The 15080-nt window shown below is 65.5% G+C and carries 17 protein-coding genes; 3 read left to right on the forward strand and 14 right to left on the reverse strand.

Going from position 1 to position 15080, the window contains the following annotated elements; all coding sequences use genetic code 11:
• Positions 1-20: 20 nt before the first annotated feature.
• From BG61_RS08860 to BG61_RS08875, 4 genes are all read right to left on the reverse strand, one after another.
• Positions 21-2102, reverse strand: a complete 2082-nt coding sequence (locus BG61_RS08860; RefSeq protein ID WP_035939202.1) for an FUSC family protein — start codon at positions 2100-2102, stop codon at positions 21-23.
• A complete protein-coding gene (locus tag BG61_RS08865; protein ID WP_081868017.1) occupies positions 2099-2590 on the reverse strand; it encodes a MarR family winged helix-turn-helix transcriptional regulator in 492 nt (163 codons plus the stop codon). The genes BG61_RS08860 and BG61_RS08865 overlap by 4 nt, the downstream gene beginning before the upstream one ends.
• 199 nt (positions 2591-2789) lie before the next feature.
• Positions 2790-3104 carry a DUF4148 domain-containing protein gene (locus tag BG61_RS08870; protein ID WP_051672383.1) on the reverse strand — a complete coding sequence of 105 codons (315 nt, stop codon included), beginning with the start codon at positions 3102-3104 and terminating at the stop codon, positions 2790-2792.
• Positions 3105-3317: 213 nt separating this feature from the next.
• Positions 3318-4169 carry a LysR family transcriptional regulator gene (locus BG61_RS08875; RefSeq protein ID WP_035939205.1) on the reverse strand — a complete coding sequence of 284 codons (852 nt, stop codon included), beginning with the start codon at positions 4167-4169 and terminating at the stop codon, positions 3318-3320.
• A gap of 125 nt (positions 4170-4294) precedes the next feature.
• On the opposite strand from BG61_RS08875, the gene BG61_RS08880 reads away from it, so the two are divergent.
• Both BG61_RS08880 and BG61_RS08885 read left to right on the forward strand, forming a co-directional pair.
• A complete protein-coding gene (locus BG61_RS08880) occupies positions 4295-4999 on the forward strand; it encodes a haloacid dehalogenase type II (RefSeq protein WP_035939208.1) in 705 nt (234 codons plus the stop codon).
• A gap of 28 nt (positions 5000-5027) precedes the next feature.
• Positions 5028-5816 (forward strand): aldolase, encoded by a 789-nt coding sequence (locus BG61_RS08885; protein WP_035939211.1) that lies wholly within the window; start codon positions 5028-5030, stop codon positions 5814-5816.
• A gap of 826 nt (positions 5817-6642) precedes the next feature.
• On the opposite strand, the gene BG61_RS08890 is transcribed toward BG61_RS08885, so the two are convergent.
• The 3 genes from BG61_RS08890 to BG61_RS43225 all read right to left on the reverse strand — a co-directional run bounded on the left by BG61_RS08890 (position 6643) and on the right by BG61_RS43225 (position 8715).
• Entirely contained in the window at positions 6643-7059 is a 417-nt protein-coding gene (locus tag BG61_RS08890) for a hypothetical protein (RefSeq protein WP_075584138.1), read from the reverse strand.
• Between the two features lie 84 nt (positions 7060-7143).
• Positions 7144-8451 carry a PQQ-dependent sugar dehydrogenase gene (locus BG61_RS08895; RefSeq protein WP_035939216.1) on the reverse strand — a complete coding sequence of 436 codons (1308 nt, stop codon included), beginning with the start codon at positions 8449-8451 and terminating at the stop codon, positions 7144-7146.
• 96 nt (positions 8452-8547) lie between these two features.
• A complete protein-coding gene (locus tag BG61_RS43225) occupies positions 8548-8715 on the reverse strand; it encodes a hypothetical protein (RefSeq protein ID WP_169743294.1) in 168 nt (55 codons plus the stop codon).
• 204 nt (positions 8716-8919) lie between these two features.
• Between BG61_RS43225 and BG61_RS43230 the strand changes: the two genes are divergently transcribed.
• Positions 8920-9087: a hypothetical protein gene (locus BG61_RS43230; RefSeq protein WP_169743293.1), complete on the forward strand. Its 168-nt coding sequence runs from the start codon at positions 8920-8922 to the stop codon at positions 9085-9087.
• A 65-nt stretch (positions 9088-9152) separates the two neighbouring features.
• Here BG61_RS43230 and BG61_RS08900 read toward each other — a convergent pair whose 3' ends face one another.
• From BG61_RS08900 to ehuB, 7 genes are all read right to left on the reverse strand, one after another.
• The gene (locus tag BG61_RS08900) at positions 9153-9536 is read right to left on the reverse strand and encodes a DUF3175 domain-containing protein (RefSeq protein WP_035939217.1); all 384 of its coding nucleotides are present in this window, start codon (positions 9534-9536) and stop codon (positions 9153-9155) included.
• Between the two features lie 33 nt (positions 9537-9569).
• A complete protein-coding gene (locus BG61_RS08905; protein ID WP_035939220.1) occupies positions 9570-10187 on the reverse strand; it encodes a UdgX family uracil-DNA binding protein in 618 nt (205 codons plus the stop codon).
• A gap of 6 nt (positions 10188-10193) precedes the next feature.
• Entirely contained in the window at positions 10194-11732 is a 1539-nt protein-coding gene (locus BG61_RS08910; protein WP_035939290.1) for an FAD-dependent oxidoreductase, read from the reverse strand.
• A gap of 109 nt (positions 11733-11841) precedes the next feature.
• The gene (ehuA, locus tag BG61_RS08915) at positions 11842-12666 is read right to left on the reverse strand and encodes an ectoine/hydroxyectoine ABC transporter ATP-binding protein EhuA (RefSeq protein ID WP_035939291.1); all 825 of its coding nucleotides are present in this window, start codon (positions 12664-12666) and stop codon (positions 11842-11844) included.
• A 73-nt stretch (positions 12667-12739) separates the two neighbouring features.
• A complete protein-coding gene (gene ehuD, locus BG61_RS08920; protein ID WP_035939223.1) occupies positions 12740-13399 on the reverse strand; it encodes an ectoine/hydroxyectoine ABC transporter permease subunit EhuD in 660 nt (219 codons plus the stop codon).
• Positions 13396-14067, reverse strand: coding sequence for an ectoine/hydroxyectoine ABC transporter permease subunit EhuC (gene ehuC, locus BG61_RS08925; protein WP_035939226.1), 672 nt, complete (start codon positions 14065-14067; stop codon positions 13396-13398). Before ehuC ends, ehuD begins: the two co-directional genes overlap by 4 nt.
• Before the next feature lie 88 nt (positions 14068-14155).
• Positions 14156-15010, reverse strand: coding sequence for an ectoine/hydroxyectoine ABC transporter substrate-binding protein EhuB (ehuB, locus tag BG61_RS08930; RefSeq protein WP_051672390.1), 855 nt, complete (start codon positions 15008-15010; stop codon positions 14156-14158).
• Positions 15011-15080 lie beyond the last annotated feature (70 nt).

A 15080-nucleotide genomic window follows, 5' to 3' on the forward strand; every position in this document is an offset into this window, starting at 1 on the left:
CACCGGCCGAAAGAAATGGTTCACGATGCCGGCTCCCGCCCGGGCGGATGCGCCGCGCCCGGAAACAGCGACAGCCGCATGCCGACGAGCGCATGCAGCGCGTCGCGGCGCAGCCGGCGCGACATGGAGGCGGGCTGCGCGCCTTCTGCCGCTGCCGCTTCGCCCCATTTCACGACGCGCTCGAGTGCCGTGTCGATGGCCGTCTCGAGGCTCGCGGGCACCGGCTGGCGATCGCTGCGCGCAAGGCAGCGCTGGAAATACACGCGCACCTCGTCGAGCACGCGCTCGAGCGCGGCGAACTCGTCGGCGCCGAGGCGGCGGCGCAGGCGCCGCAGGTCGAGCGCATTGAACGCGACGCGCAGGTCGCGAAAGCTCTCGACGGGCGTATGCCGCGTGTCGCCCGTCGCGGCGACGCGCGGCAGGATCTGCAGCAGGCGGTCGAGCATGCGGGCGGTCAGGTTGCGCTGGTCCGCGACGGGCCGCGTCGACGCGCTCAGCACCACGTCGTGCCAGCTCGAGCGGATGAGCCGCGCGGCCGCGAACTCGGCGCCGAACGGGCGCGTGACGCGGGTCCACACGAACGCGAACAGCAGGCCCGCGGGACCCGCCAGGTTGCCGTTGACGAACGTGAGGAAGTTCGCGTCGTAGGTGCCCTGGATGCTGAGGAAGGTCGCCGTGTTGACGGCCGTGAGCATGGTGGCGAGGCTGTACTGCGGCCGCGGAATCAGGCTGCCGATCACGATGAACGGCACGGCGAAGAACAGCACGAGCATCGGGAAATCATGCACCGTCGGCAGGATGACGAAGAGGTAGAGACCCGCCAGCACCACCGAGAGGCACGTGTAGACGAAGAACGTGAACACCTGCGGGGCGGGCTCGTCGAGCGCGGCGAAGAAGCAGACGGCCACCGCCGCGAGCGTCACCGCGCCCGCGCCGTCGTTCCAGCCCGATGCGATCCAGATGCACATCGAGACGAAGATCGCTCCCCCCGCCGATGCCGCCGAGAAGAGCAGCATGCCGCGGTCGAAATACTGTTCCGTGCCGCCGAGGCGCCAGTGGCGGTAGCGCGGCGTCCAGCTGCCTTTCTCCTGCGTGATGATCACGCGCAGCGTGCGGCAGTCCTGCCACACGTCCACCACCTGCTTCAGGCGCCAGAGCGCGCTCGAAAGCAGCACGCCATCCCAGGCCGCGAGTTCGTCCGGGCCGGGCTGCATGTCCGCGATGCGCTGGCGCAGGTCGTCCGCGACGGGCTCGGGCGTGTCGTCGGTCGGCAGCGGGGCGTTGAACCACGCGACGATATCGGCGAGCAGCGCCTCGAACGGGGCAGGCAGCGGACGCCCTGTGCTGGCGAGCGCGACGAGCGGGTCGCCGAGCGCGGACATCAGCGGCAGCAGCAACTGCATGCGACCGCGCAGCTCGCGGGCGCGCGCGACGATGTCGGGCCGCGTGTGGTCGTAGGCGAGCTGGCTCAGCAGGAGCTCGAGGCCGTTGATCGTCGTGGCGAGCCGCTGCCGGCAGGCCGCCAGCGTCGCGCCGCCGATCCGGCCGGCGAGCGTCTCCTTCGCATAGAGCGCGGCGTCGCGGAACCAGGCGTCGGTGCGCGCGACGATGGTCGGCGCGAGGCGGCTCGGAAACACGGCGCTGCCCACCACGCTCGCGCAGACGATGCCGAGCAGGATCTCCTCGGTGCGCGTCAGGGCGAGGTCGAAGACGCCCGCCGGATTCAGGACGGCAGGCAGCGCGATCAGCGGCATGGTGTAGCCCGCGAGCATGAACGCGTAGCTGCGCGCGCTGCGGTCGTTGATCGCGAGAAAGAGCAGGGTGGAGGTCCACAACGCGACGACCGCGGCGAAGATATACGGCGACTCCACGAACGGCGGCACGAACAGCACTGCGGCCGCCGCGCCGAGCATCGTGCCGGCCGCGCGGTAGAGCGCCTTCGAACGCGTCGCGCCGACGAACGGGTTCGACACGATATAGACCGTCGCCATGGCCCAGTAGGGGCGCGGCAATTCGAGCTTGAGGCCGATGTAAAGCGCGAGCATCGCCGCGGCGAAGGTCTTCACCGAAAAGAGCCATTCGCGCGCGGTGGGGTAGATCAAGATGCGTCTGCCGGCGTCTTCCGCGCTCCGGCACCGGAGGGCGGGGCGCTGCCAGCGGCATGCGACGCGTGAAACGCGCTCAGCACGCGCAGGGTCGTTTCGAGTTCGTCGCGCGTGAAGCCTTCGAGCACCTTCGAGCGCAGGCCGACGAGCTGCGCTTCGACCTTCGAGGTGACGGCGCGGCCTTCGTCGGTGAGGGAGATGATCTTCGCGCGGCGGTCGTCGGGGTCTTCTTCGCGGCGCACGAGGTTCGCCGCGCACAGCTGATCGAGCAGACGCACGAGCGACGGCCCTTCGATGCTCACCATTTCCGCGAGCACCACCTGGCGCACCGGCTCGCCGAGTCTTCCGGCGACGAGCAGCGGCGTGGCGCAGGCTTCCGAGACGTTATGCGAGGCGAGCACGCTGTGGCTCGCACGGCGCCACTTGCGCGAGGCGATGACTAGAGCGGTGCTGACCGAGCGGCGCAGCGATTCGAGCGTTGACATGCCGCGCATTGTATAGGCGTCAAATATTCGTTAGCAAGCTATGCATGCGCAGGTGGAAGGTGCGTGAAAGGACGCTGCGTACACCATGGACATGAGTCGGCGGGCGCGATCGCGCAAGCGGCCGGCCGGGAAAACATCCCCGGCCGGCCGCTTGTGTTGCTTGTGCTTGTGCATCGACGTCTGGTCGATGCGCTACCGCTTACGGACGCTGAAAGTCGGGGCGTGCCGGGAAGCCGGGCGTCGCAATGGAGCCGGCACCCGCTGCCGACGAACCCTCAGCCACGCCGCCATACCCGGACGTCGCGCCGTTTTGCGCGGCCACGCGTTGCTCCGCGGCGAGGATGTTCTTCGGATACTGCGTCTGGTCGCTCGACGGGTCGTAGCCGGCCTTCTCGAGTTGCACGAGTTCGGCGCGGACCTGCGCGCGGGTGAGAGGCTGGTTCGACTGGGCGAACGAGATAGCGGGAACCGCGATGGCGGCGGCAAGTGCAACGGCTTGAATAAGTGCTTTCATGATGGACCTCGACTGACTTGGTTTGACGCGGACGTTTGTGTTCGCGCTTTGGTGACTCAAGTCTAGGTGCGAGGGCTCTTTTGATTAAGTATGTTGCGAACAAGGGATAATTGTCGAATTAGGTGTAAACCCTAATCGATTCTGATGCAGGTGCGGTCCGGCCCGCGCTTTCGGTTTGCAAGGAGGCGCCCGACGCCGCCCGGGAGCGCGCTGCTAGGCATTCACTTCGGCCCGCAGGAAATCGACGAGCGAGCGCTGAAGCGCGTTGAGCATCCCGCCCGAGGTCACGAGCGCAAGTTCCGTGGGCGGCAGTTCCGGCAGCCCGGTGCACAGCCGGTGTTCGGGCAGCACGGCGGTCGTGGGCAGCACCGAAATGCCCAGTCCCGAGGAAACCGCGGCCTGAATGCCCGTCAGGCTCTGGCTGCCGAACGCGATGCGCCAGCGCCGGTGCGCCTTGTCGAGGCTGCGGATCGCGCGCTGCCGGTACACGCAGCCCTGCGGAAAGAGGGCGAGCGGGATCGGCTCGTCCGTGCGTTCTTCGGACACGTCCGCGTTGTCGCCGCGCACCCAGACGAGCGATTCCGGCCAGGACGCGACGCACTCGCCGCTGCCCGGCTCGCGCTTGATGAGGGCGATCTCGATCTCCCCGGACGACAGCTTGCGCTGCAAGTCAGTGCTCATGCCGGCGACGGTCTCCAGCCGCACGCCGGGCTTCGCCTTGACGAAGCCGGACAGCATCGTCGACATGCGCCGCGCGTCGAAGTCCTCCGGCACGCCGATGCGCACGGGCATGAGCTTCACGTCGCTCGCGAGCGCGTCCTGCGCCTCCTGCGAAAGCGCGAGCAGCCGCCGCGCATATTGCGAAAGCAGCTCGCCGTGCTCCGTCGGGGTAACCTGATTGCCCGCGCGGTCGCGCGAAAGCAGCGTGCGGCCGACGGCTTCCTCCAGCTTGCGCACCTGCTGGCTAACGGTGGATTGCGTGCGGTGCACGCGCTCGGCGGCGCGCGTGAAGCTGCCTTCGTCGACGACGCAGATAAGCGTATTGAGCAATTCGAGATCAAGCATGACGGGCTCGCACCGATGGTTATTCGATATTCAACTGCGACTTAGAGTTTAATTTAATTTTCAAATATTGACCGGAGAAATTAATCTGGGGGCACGGCAAACCACAATTCGATTTTGGAGGACGTATGTCACTTTTTCACACCGCGCGGCCGCGATGGCTCACGTTTGATTGCTACGGCACGCTGATCCAGTGGGACGAGGGGTTGCAGGCAGCCGTGCGCGAGATTCTGGCGACGAAGGGCGGCAGCGACGTCGATCCGGCGAAGCTCATCGCCGTCTACGACCACCACGAACATGCGCTCGAGCAGACACCGCCGCACCGGTCGTTTCGCACGGTGGCGGGAGAGGGCCTGCAGCTTGCGCTGACCGAACTCGGCCTGCCGAGCGAACCCGGCGACGCCGACGTGCTGACCGGCCGCATCTCCGCGATGCCGCCGTTTCCCGAAGTGGTCGAAACGCTGCGGCAACTGAAGGAAGAGGGCTATCGGCTGTGCATCGTGTCCAATACGGACGATGACGTCATCGCGGGCAATGTCGCGCAGCTCGGCGGCTACATCGACCGCGTGATTACCGCCCAGCAGGCGGGCGCGTACAAGCCCGCGCGAAAATTGTTCGATTACGCTCACGAACAGCTTGGCGTGACGAAGGACGAAGTCGTGCACATTTGCGCGAGTCCGCATCTGGATCATGCGGCGGCGCGCGATATCGGCTTTCGCTGCGTGTGGATCGATCGCGGGACCGGGCGCACGCTTTTGCCCGACTACACGCCCGATGCCACGCTCACGACGCTCGACGGCGTGCCGCCGCTGTTCGCTTCGCTCGGCTGGTAACCGCCGGTCACTTTCGAGGACAACGATCATGGCGCATACACTCTCGACCACAACGGTCACCAGGCCGTCGCGTAGCGCGACGCTCGACTCCGACGCCGTCATGGAGGCGCGCCGCGAGCTGGCCGCGTGCTTTCAGCTCGCGGCGCGGCACGGTTTCGAGGAAGGCGTGTGCAATCATTTTTCTGCCGTCGTGCCGGGGCACGACGATCTCTTCTTCGTGAATCCTTATGGGTACGCGTTTTCGGAGATCACCGCGTCGCGGCTGCTGATCTGCGATTTCGACGGGCATGTGATCGACGGCGAAGGCAAGCCCGAGGCGACGGCGTTCTATATCCATGCGCGGCTGCACCGGCTGATGCCGCGCGTGAAGGCCGCGTTCCACACGCACATGCCGAACGCGACGGCGCTCTGTCTGCTGGAGGGGCCGCCGCTCCTGTGGCTCGGACAGACGGCGCTGAAGTTCTACGGGCGCACCGCCGTCGACGAGGACTACAACGGTCTTGCACTCGATGAATCCGAGGGCGACCGCATTGCAGGCGCGATGGGCGATGCCGACATCCTGTTCCTCAAGAACCATGGGGTGATGGTGGCGGGGGCGAGCATCGCGGAAGCCTGGGACGATCTGTATTACCTGGAGCGCGCGGCGGAAGTGCAGTTGCGGGCGATGAGCGCGAACCGGCCGCTCAAGCAGGTGCCGCACGATGTGGCGCAGCGCGCTTACGAGCAGATGCGCCTCGGGGACAAGGAAAGCGCTCGCGCGCACCTCGACAGTGGTATGCGGGAGCTGTGCCGGGAAGGGAATCTGTTTGATCGGTGAGAGTTCGGTGGTGTGTTGCTGGGGCTTGGACGGGGTGTTTACACCGTCTGATGCGCTTGCGCTCCTATGAAACTTGCTTTGATATTGGTTTATTTACTTCGCCCCTGTGCGGGGCGGCAGTTACTTTCTTTGCTGCTGCAAAGAAAGTAACCAAAGAAAGCAGCTATGGGCTCAGCGGTGTTAGGACGTGACCACGTTTGAGTGTTGCAGAGTGGCCCTACCGCCGGAGTGTCCACCTCTGTATGTTGAGCGGATGGGTACGCGGACCCACTGCGTCGTCGCACTTTCAAGCGAAGTGGTAAGGCAGTCATTCATCCGTCTCGGCACTACGTGCCCGACGTAACGTTCGCAAGGCGGTACGACACGCACTGCGACGTGACGAAGCCCCTCATGCGCAACCGAACGGAGCGCCTTGGTATTCGCGGCCGAAAAGCGAAGCGATTGGTTGTAGTAGACCTTGCGTCGGAGCGAAGCGAGGACGGATGAATGACTGCCTTACCACTTCGTTTAGCGGTGCGATGACACAGTGGGTCCGCGTACCAAGTCCGGTGACTGCATGGCGGCGACACTCCCACGGTCGGGCCACTCTGCAACACTCAAACATGGTCACGTCCTAACGCCGCTGACCTAATAGCTGCTTTCTTTGGTTACTTTCTTTGCAGCAGCAAAGAAAGTGACTGCTGCCCCGCACAGGGGCGAAGCCAATAGACCAATAGCAATGCAAGCTTCATAGGAGCGCAAGCGCATCAGACCGTTCAAAAAACACCAGCCCCAAGCGCGAGCAGACCCACCAGGAACGAGCGAGGCCACGAGCCGAAACGTGGGATCAGGCCTTGCCTGCTCTGCGAAGGGCTTTCGCCTGAACGAGCGGATTGAATCCAGGGCTTTGGCGTGTCGCGGCCTCCGGGCGTTCGCGCGAACGAGTGCCCGGCTCGCTGCCTGCCATACCGGAGGAAAGCTGGCTGAGCAGAGCATCGTCGTCTTCGGCTTCGACAGAAGAAGCGGCAGCGGCATCGGCACTACTGCCCATCAAATGCCCGACCACGGAAAGAAAATCCTTCTGCGCTTGACGAAGCGCACGTCCGGGCATCATCGTCAGCACGACGACTTCGTGTACCGAATGATGATCGACGCTGCGTTCGCGAGCCTCCTCGTGCCAGTCGACATCACGCCCCGCATAAGCGGCAATCACATGCTGCAAAACAGCCGGCGACAGCACCCCGGCGTCATAAAGCGCGATCACCTGCCGCTCCGCGAGCGAAAAAAGGCTTCCCCGGGCGGTCCGCCCGGGCGCGGCTCCGGCCTTTCTGGAGCCCCGCGCGGCCATTTAGGGCTTCCCCGGCGCGACGCGCCACACCGCATTGCCGACATCGTCCGCGACGAGCAGCGCGCCCGTGCGATCCACCGCGACACCGACCGGCCGCCCGAACGCATGCCCGTCGGCGGAGAGGAACCCCGTCAGCACGTCCTCGGTCGAACCCGACGGCTTGCCGTCCTGAAACGGCACGAACACGACCTTGTAGCCGCTGTGCGGCTTGCGGTTCCACGACCCATGCTGACCCACGAACGCGCCGTTCCAGTAGCGCGGGGGAAACGCCTTCGCATCGTAGAAGGTGAGCCCGAGCGACGCCGTATGCGCGCCGAGCGCATAGTCCGGCGCGATCGCCGACTGAACGAGATCGGGACGCTGCGGCTTCACGCGATCGTCGACGTGCTGCCCGAAATAACTATAGGGCCAGCCATAAAACGCGCCGTCCTTCACCGAAGTCATGTAGTCGGGCACGAGATCGTTGCCCAGTTCGTCGCGCTCGTTGACGACCGTCCACAGCGCGCCGCTTTGCGGCTGCCACGCCATGCCGTTCGGATTGCGCAGGCCGGTCGCGAAGAGGCGCGACCGGCGCGTGGCGATGTCCACTTCCAAGATCGCCGCGCGGCCGTTCTCGGCGTCGATGCCGTTCTCCGCGACGTTGCTGTTCGAGCCGACCGTCACGTACAGACGCTTGCCGTCGCGGCTCGCGATCAGGTTCTTGGTCCAGTGATGGTTGATCGCGCCGGCGGGCAGGTCGATGACCTTTTCGCCGGGCGACGCGATGCGCGTTGCGCCCTTGCTGTACCCGAAGCGCACGACGGCATCGGTATTCGCCACGTACAGGTCGTCGCCGACGAGCGCCATGCCGAACGGCGAATGCAGCTTGTCGATGAACACGGTCTTCGTTTCCGCGACACCGTCGCCATCCGCATCGCGCAGCAGGACGATGCGGTCCGGGCTCGGCACGGCCGCGCCCGCACGCTTCATGACCATGTTCATCACCCAGCCCTTGATGCCGGCGTTCTCGTCGTGCGGCGCGGGCGCGTTGCTCTCCGCGACGAGAACGTCGCCATTGGGCAGCGTCGCAATCCAGCGTGGATGATCGAGGCCGGTGGCGAACGCGTTGACCCCGAATCCCGCGGGTGAAACCGGCATCGCGCCTTCGGGCCACGGCGACGCCGGCGCGATATTCACGGTCGGCATCAGCGACTTCTGCGGCGCGGGCAATTGCGGGTTCGGGCCGAAGCCGATGGCGCTCTCATCGGCGGCGCGCACGGCGGGTGCGGTAGCTGCGAGCGCGATCGAGCAGGCGGCCGCGAACCGCATGCGTCGTTTCTGGAGCGTGGAGTGTGTCGGTGATGAACGATGCGCCGTCAAAGTGAACTCCTGTTAATCGGAATGCGGACGGAGTGACCGGTTGCATCAGCCTCCGCCGATGCCCTGGACGATCTTGCCAGTACCGCCGCACGTTTCGCAAGTCGCGCCTTCGATGGCTCCGGCGCCATCGCATGCGGGGCAGATGTCCTCGCCGCTGCCGGGCGTGCCGGGTTCGGCCTCGTCGCCGGGATTGAGTGGAGATTGCTGCGTCATGATGTGCTCCTTTGCGGGTCGGCAATATTTTCGAAGCGCCCCAGCCGGAGATAGCAAGCAACGTTCCATGTCGGTCGCCTGCAGTTTTTTCAACGCGCGCAAAGCGCGCATGCCGCGCAGACAGGCTGCACGGAGGCGCACGGGGTGGAACGCGTGTTGCTGCTATCCAGGTGCGGCGCAAGCCGTGCAACCCAAGGAGGATGTATGGGCGATAGGAACAAGGATCAAAAGCAGAAACAGATGGGCAACCAGCCGTCGAATCCGAATCAATCGGACAAGCAACCGGGGCAACAGCAGCAAGGTCAGCAACCTGGCCAGAAGCAGCAGAACCAGCAGCCGCCGCAGCATCAGGGCGACAAGCGCCAGCCATAATCGGTAGCGTCGCACGGCCCCGCATCGCGGGGCCGTGCGATTGTTTATCAAACCACTTCACGCGTTCACGGCTTGCGGCCAAATGCTTCACGCAGGCGCTTTTTCGCCTGATCCAGCGTGCTGCGCCGTGCCTTCGGCAGGTTGCGTCCCGCGCGATTGATGTAGAAGTTGAGCATCGACATGGCCGACTGAAACGGTGTGCCCTTGCGCCGCTTGCTGTGCGTGGAAGAACGCTTGAGCGAGTCCGCAATTTCCTGCGCGCTGCCTTCCCTGAAGATATCCTTTTCGATGTCCATCGCGTCGCTCGTCTCCATCACGTGATGCGACCAGCGGTTCGCGCTCTTCGCGGGCTTTCTCTTTGCGGCCGCGGTTGTCTTCCTTTCGCTTGCGATCGCATGACGCTGGCGCGATGCACGCGCGCCTTTCGCTGTCTTACGCTTTGCCGGCATGCCTGCTCCCTGATGTTGCTCATTGGCGTTGAATCAGTCCTTGCGCCCGATGAGCCGATGCGCGTGGCGCAGCGCATCGACGATCGAGCGATAAGCCATCTCGCGCGTCCCGGCGTCGGGGGCGCGCAACGCAAACGACGGATGATAGGTCGCGATCACGGAACGTCCTTCGTGCTCGATAACGTGCGCCATTGAAGCCTGCAGCGTGACGCCCGATTTGCGCAGCACGGACTTCAGCGCAGTTGCGCCAAGCGCGACGATTACCTTTGGCGCGACGCTCGCGACCTCGCGATCCATCCAGTAATGGCACGCGTCAATCTCGCGCTGCGCCGGCGTCTTGTGCATGCGGCGCGTGCCGCGCGGCGCCCACTTGAAATGCTTGACCGCGTTGGTCACATACACGTCCTTGCGTTCGACACCCGCTTCGGCGAACGCCCGGTCGAGCATTGCGCCCGCCGGGCCGACGAACGGCCTGCCCTGCAAGTCCTCCTGGTCACCCGGCTGCTCGCCGACCACCATCAGCGGCGCGTGCTTCGGTCCCGCGCCGGGTACGGCCTGCGTCGCATCCTTCCACAATCCGCAGCGGCGGCACTGGTCGAGTGTCGCGGGTTGCTGGTCCGGTTCGACACCAGGAGCGGGTTTCGTCGCCATCGCGCTTCATGCGTTCGCGGCCCGGCGCGCGGCTTCGAGCGTCAGCGGTTCGCGCAGCGCTTCCGCGAGCCGCGCCGTGGCTTCGTTGCGATCGCAGGAGACAATCGCGCCGACTTCGCTCCCCTTCATCAGATACGCGATGAACTGCGGCCCATCGAGTTCGCCGTCGATCACGACTTCGTCCGGCTCGCTCGTGTGGCCGAGATAGTCGAAGGTCTTCTCGAAGTGATAGGTCCAGAAGTAGGGGACGCCGGCGTACTCCCTCTTTGCGCCCGCCATGTTGTATGCGGCGACGCGCGCATGCTGCTGCGCGACGCGCCAGTGCTCGATGCGCACGCGCTCGCCCGAATGCGGCAGCGCGAAGCGCGCGACGTCGCCAGCGGCATAGAGGCCGGGCGCGGCACACATCGATGCATCGACGGGAATGCCGCCGTCATCCGCAAGCTCCACTCGCTGGAGGAACGATGTCGCGGGCTTCACGCCGGTGCCCGCGATCACGATGTCCGCCGCGACGCGCTCTCCGTTGTCGAGCACGACCTCGCGCACGCCGTCGCCGCCTTCGAGCGCGCTTACGTGGGCGTTCATGCGAAATGACACGCCGTTGTTCTCGTGAAGGCGCATGAACATGCCGCCGATGCGCTCGCCGAACTGCTTCGCGAACGGCACCTTGCCGGGCGCGACCACGGTGACGTCGATCTTGCGCCTGCGCAGGCACGAAGCCACTTCGAGCCCGATGAAGCCGGCGCCGACGATGACCGCGCGGCTGCGTCCGTCGAGCGAGGCGAGGATCGCGCGTGCGTCTTCCAGATTGCGCAACAGATGCACGCGGGCGAGCGCAGCGCCCGGCACATCGAGCGGCTTCGGAATGCCGCCGGTACATACGAGTGCGGCGTCGTAGCGGAGCACGCTACCGTCTGCGAGTTCGGCCTCTTTCTTCGCCGCATCGAGCCTCACGATTTCGGACTCGATCCGCTCGATCCCGTGCTTCGAAAAGAATGCAGGGTCGAGAAGCGGAGGGACATCCGCGGGCGTCATGTCGCCCGCCACGACGAATTTGCTGAGCGAGGTCCGGTCGTAGGGCATGCGCGCATCGCCGCCCGCAAGCACGATGCGACCGCTGAAACCCGCTTCGCGAAGCGCGGCGCAAGCGGCGGCCCCCGCCGCGCCCGCGCCTGCGATGAACATCGTCGCGGGATCGGGTGCGCGCCGGTCTTCCTGCTGTCTGACCGGCTCGGGCGACACGTACACGTCGCCGTCATCGACCGACGCCGGGTAACGCGTGAGCCCGACGAGCGCAGGCGGCTCGACGAGGCTGCCGTCGCTCGCGTCGAACGTGCCCTTGTGCCACGGACACACGATGCGTCCGTTGCAGATCGCGCCTTCTTCGAGCGGCGCGCCCGCATGCGGGCAATCCGCTGCGTAGGCGTGAACGGTGTCGCCCGTGCGCACCAGCATGACCGGCGTATCGGCGATCTTCACGCGCGTGCCACGATCCTCGGGCAGGTCGCCGAGGCGGGCGACCTTGTGCATTTTCTGATGCTGCATCTCACGCTCCGGTAGCTTGCCTTCATCGACCAGCAAAAACCGGACCGCGCAGCAAACGAAAAAGCCGCCGGAATGCGGCGGCCTTCGAGGCCATGGCAGCAGGAAGTCTTTACATCGCTTCAGTCACCGCGCGCAGGAATTGCCGCGTGCGCTCATGCTGCGGCGCGGAGAAAAACTGCTGCGGCGGCGCCTGCTCGACGATCTTGCCCTGCGAGAAAAAGCACACGCGATCGGCGAACTCCTTCGCGAAACCCATCTGGTGCGTGACCATCAGCATCGTCAGGTTGTGCTCGTGACCGAGCTTGCGGATCACGTTCAGCACTTCGCCGCACAGTTCGGGGTCGAGCGCGGACGTGACTTCGTCGAAGAGCATGACCTTCGGGCGCATCGCGAGTGCGCGCGCAATCGCGACGCGCTGCTGCTGGCCGCCCGACAATTGCGACGGGAAGTGATTGCACTTGTCGGCGAGACCGACCATCGAAAGCAGGTCGCGGCCGCGCTCGGTTGCATCCTTCTTCGACATGCCGAGCACGCGCATCGGCGCTTCGATCGTATTCGCGAGCGCGGTCATGTGCGGAAAGAGATTGAAGCTCTGGAACACCATGCCGATCTTGCTGCGCACCTTCCTGACATGCCGCTCCGAAGCGGGCACGAGCACGCCGTTGCGCAACTGGTGCGTGAGCGGTTCGCCCTCCACTTCGATCACGCCGTCGGTCAGCGGATCGAGCGTCATCAGCACGCGCAGCAGCGTGGACTTGCCCGAGCCGCTCGGCCCGATGATCGCAACCTTCTCGTTGCGCGCGACGTCGAGGTTCAGTTCGTCGAGGACGGTGAGCGCGCCGTAGCGCTTGGTCACGCCCTTGAAGCGGACCATCGGGGCGGTGGCGGCGGCATCGGCGGCGGCGCCGAGAGCGGGGTCGAGATCGCGTTTCATCTGCTTTTCCTTGAGTTCCATCACCGTGCACCGCCCGGCTGAGTGTGAGTGGCGAAGACCTGCGGGTTCGGGTTCATGGCAGCCTCACGCGTCGTTCGAGGTGGCGCACGCCCGAGGCGAACGTCACGCTGATAAGAAGAAAGAACAGGCCCGTCATCGTGATCGGTTCGAGATAGCGGAACGTTTCGGAGCCGATGTTCTTCGCCTGCTGCATCAGTTCCACGACGGTGATGGCGGAGAGCACCGGCGTGTCCTTGAACATCGCGACCAGATAGTTGCCGAGCGCGGGAATGATCGGGCGAATGGCCTGCGGCAGGATCACGCCGCTATACGTGCGCCACGGCGAGAGCGACAGCGCGCACGCCGCTTCCCACTGCCCGCGCGCCACGCCGTTCAGCCCCGCGCGATACACCTCCGACACGTAGCATGCGTAATGCACCGCAATGCCGATCGTGCCCGCGGTGAGCGCCGACATCGTGATGCCGTAGATCGGCGCGACATAGAAGAGCACGTACACCTGGATCAGGAGCGGCGTGCTGCGAATGAACTCGATGAAGAGGGCCGTCGGCTTCGCGATGAACTGCACGTCGCTGCGGCGCATGATCGCGAGCACGAGTCCGAGCACGAGCGCGATCGCGAAGCCGATGATCGTGATGCCGATCGTGTACATCGAGGCGCGCAGCAGATCCGGCAGGATGGAGAGCGCGTACTTCATGTCGAAGAAGTGATTCATTTGGCGATCCCCGGAACGGCGCGGCGCGCGACATGGCTGCTGAAGCGCCGCTCGAAACGGCGCATCACGAAGGCGATGACCTGTGCGAGCACGAAATAGATTACGAGCGTGAGCGCGAAGATCTGCGCCGTCTTGAAGGTGGATTCGTCGAGCTGGCGCGCGCGGAAGGTGAGGTCGGACAGCGTGATGAGCGACACGAGCGAGGTACCCTTGAGCAGCTCGATCATCAGGTTCGTCGCCGGCGGCAGCGCGTTGATCATGGCCTGCGGCAGGACGATACGGCGCATGCGGGCGGAGGCCGGCATGTTGAGCGCGATCGCTGCCTCGTACTGGCCGCCCGGCACCGAGCGCAGCGCGCCGCGCAGGATCTCGGACCCGTACGCGCCGTAGTGCAGCCCGAGGCCGACGATCGCGACGGTGAACGGCGTCAGCGCGAGATTGAACGGCGGCAGCGGCAGCACGAAAAAGAACCAGAACAGCTGCACGAGCAGCGACGTGCCGCGGAAGATCTCGACGTAGATGTTGCCGAGCCAGCGCACCGGGCGCCAGGGAGCCGTGCGCAGCGCGGTGGCGACGCCCGCTATCACGATCGAGAGCAGGATGCCGTACACGGCGATCTCGACGGTGACGAGCGTGCCTTTGATCAGAAGGGGCATGAGTTCGCGCATGGCGGTTCCTCGCTGGTTGCCCGGCGAGAGACGCGTGCTCGCCGGGAAATGCTACGGGTGGCGCGATGCTGCGCGCCACGTTGCTGCATCAGCCGCCGCAGAGTTCAGCGGTTTTCTTTTGCGGCAGGTTGCTCTTGTCGAAGCCGAACGGCGCGACGGTCTTCAGGTGGTCTTCAGTGCCGAGCCACGCCTGAAGCTCCTTGTTCACGGCATCGCGCAAGTCCGTGTCGTCCGGGCGGAAGGCGAGCGCGCCATAGCCCGTGTGCTTCGGATCATCGACGAAAGTCCCGATCGCCTCGACCTGCGGCCCGCCTTTCGCGGCGAGGCCCTTCATCGTGAGCTGGGTGCCGGCGGCGGCATCGGCGCGGCGGGCGCGCACGGCCTGCAACTGGGCCGTCGTGTCGGGCACCTGGAGCAACTGGTCGTCCTTCACGCCCGATGAACGCGCATAGCCGAGCTCGACCGCCCCTGCCATCACAGCAAGTTTCGTGTCCGCCTGCTTCGCGACATCGGCATAGCTGTGAAGATTCTTCGGATTGCCTTTCAGCACGAGCAGGGTGTCCTGGATCTGATACTGCGGGTTCGCGAACGCGACCTGCTTGCAGCGCTCGGGCGTCACGTACATGCCGGCTGCAATCACGTCGAAGCGGCCCGCGCGCAGGCCCGGAATCAGCGCGCCCCACTCGGTCAGCACGGCATCGACCTTCTTCACGCCGAGCTTCGCGAAGACTTTCTTCGCGATCTCGGGCGATTCGCCCGTGACGGTGCCGTCGGGCGTGGTGTAGGCGAACGGGCTTTCGTTCGCATAGCCGATGCGCACCTCGCCGGTGCGCTGGATGCGCTGCAACGTGGTTTCGGCGCCGGCGGGCAACGCGTGCACCGCCAGCCCCGCCGCTGCGACGCAAAGCGCTCCCAGCATTCCAGACACTCGCTTAGATTTCATGTCGATCCCGTTCTGTGGTTCGTAATTCATCGCGTGGTTGGTTGCGCCGCACAAGCTCCGGACGCCCCGG

Origin of the sequence: Caballeronia glathei (assembly GCF_000698595.1) — a bacterium.
Classification (GTDB): Bacteria; Pseudomonadota; Gammaproteobacteria; order Burkholderiales; family Burkholderiaceae; genus Caballeronia; species Caballeronia glathei.

Bases quoted from the DNA above. Each gene is read 5' to 3' on its own strand.
- BG61_RS08885 (WP_035939211.1), top strand. From the start codon at position 5,028: ATGGCGCATACACTCTCGACCACAACGGTCACCAGGCCGTCGCGTAGC.
- BG61_RS08870 (WP_051672383.1), bottom strand. From the start codon at position 3,104: ATGAAAGCACTTATTCAAGCCGTTGCACTTGCCGCCGCCATCGCGGTT.
- ehuC (WP_035939226.1), bottom strand. From the start codon at position 14,067: ATGCGCGAACTCATGCCCCTTCTGATCAAAGGCACGCTCGTCACCGTC.
- BG61_RS08880 (WP_035939208.1), top strand. From the start codon at position 4,295: ATGTCACTTTTTCACACCGCGCGGCCGCGATGGCTCACGTTTGATTGC.
- ehuB (WP_051672390.1), bottom strand. From the start codon at position 15,010: ATGAAATCTAAGCGAGTGTCTGGAATGCTGGGAGCGCTTTGCGTCGCA.
- BG61_RS08875 (WP_035939205.1), bottom strand. From the start codon at position 4,169: ATGCTTGATCTCGAATTGCTCAATACGCTTATCTGCGTCGTCGACGAA.
- BG61_RS08910 (WP_035939290.1), bottom strand. From the start codon at position 11,732: ATGCAGCATCAGAAAATGCACAAGGTCGCCCGCCTCGGCGACCTGCCC.
- BG61_RS08900 (WP_035939217.1), bottom strand. From the start codon at position 9,536: ATGCCGGCAAAGCGTAAGACAGCGAAAGGCGCGCGTGCATCGCGCCAG.
- ehuA (WP_035939291.1), bottom strand. From the start codon at position 12,666: ATGAAACGCGATCTCGACCCCGCTCTCGGCGCCGCCGCCGATGCCGCC.
- BG61_RS43230 (WP_169743293.1), top strand. From the start codon at position 8,920: ATGGGCGATAGGAACAAGGATCAAAAGCAGAAACAGATGGGCAACCAG.
- BG61_RS08865 (WP_081868017.1), bottom strand. From the start codon at position 2,590: ATGTCAACGCTCGAATCGCTGCGCCGCTCGGTCAGCACCGCTCTAGTC.
- BG61_RS08905 (WP_035939220.1), bottom strand. From the start codon at position 10,187: ATGGCGACGAAACCCGCTCCTGGTGTCGAACCGGACCAGCAACCCGCG.
- BG61_RS43225 (WP_169743294.1), bottom strand. From the start codon at position 8,715: ATGACGCAGCAATCTCCACTCAATCCCGGCGACGAGGCCGAACCCGGC.
- ehuD (WP_035939223.1), bottom strand. From the start codon at position 13,399: ATGAATCACTTCTTCGACATGAAGTACGCGCTCTCCATCCTGCCGGAT.
- BG61_RS08895 (WP_035939216.1), bottom strand. From the start codon at position 8,451: ATGCGGTTCGCGGCCGCCTGCTCGATCGCGCTCGCAGCTACCGCACCC.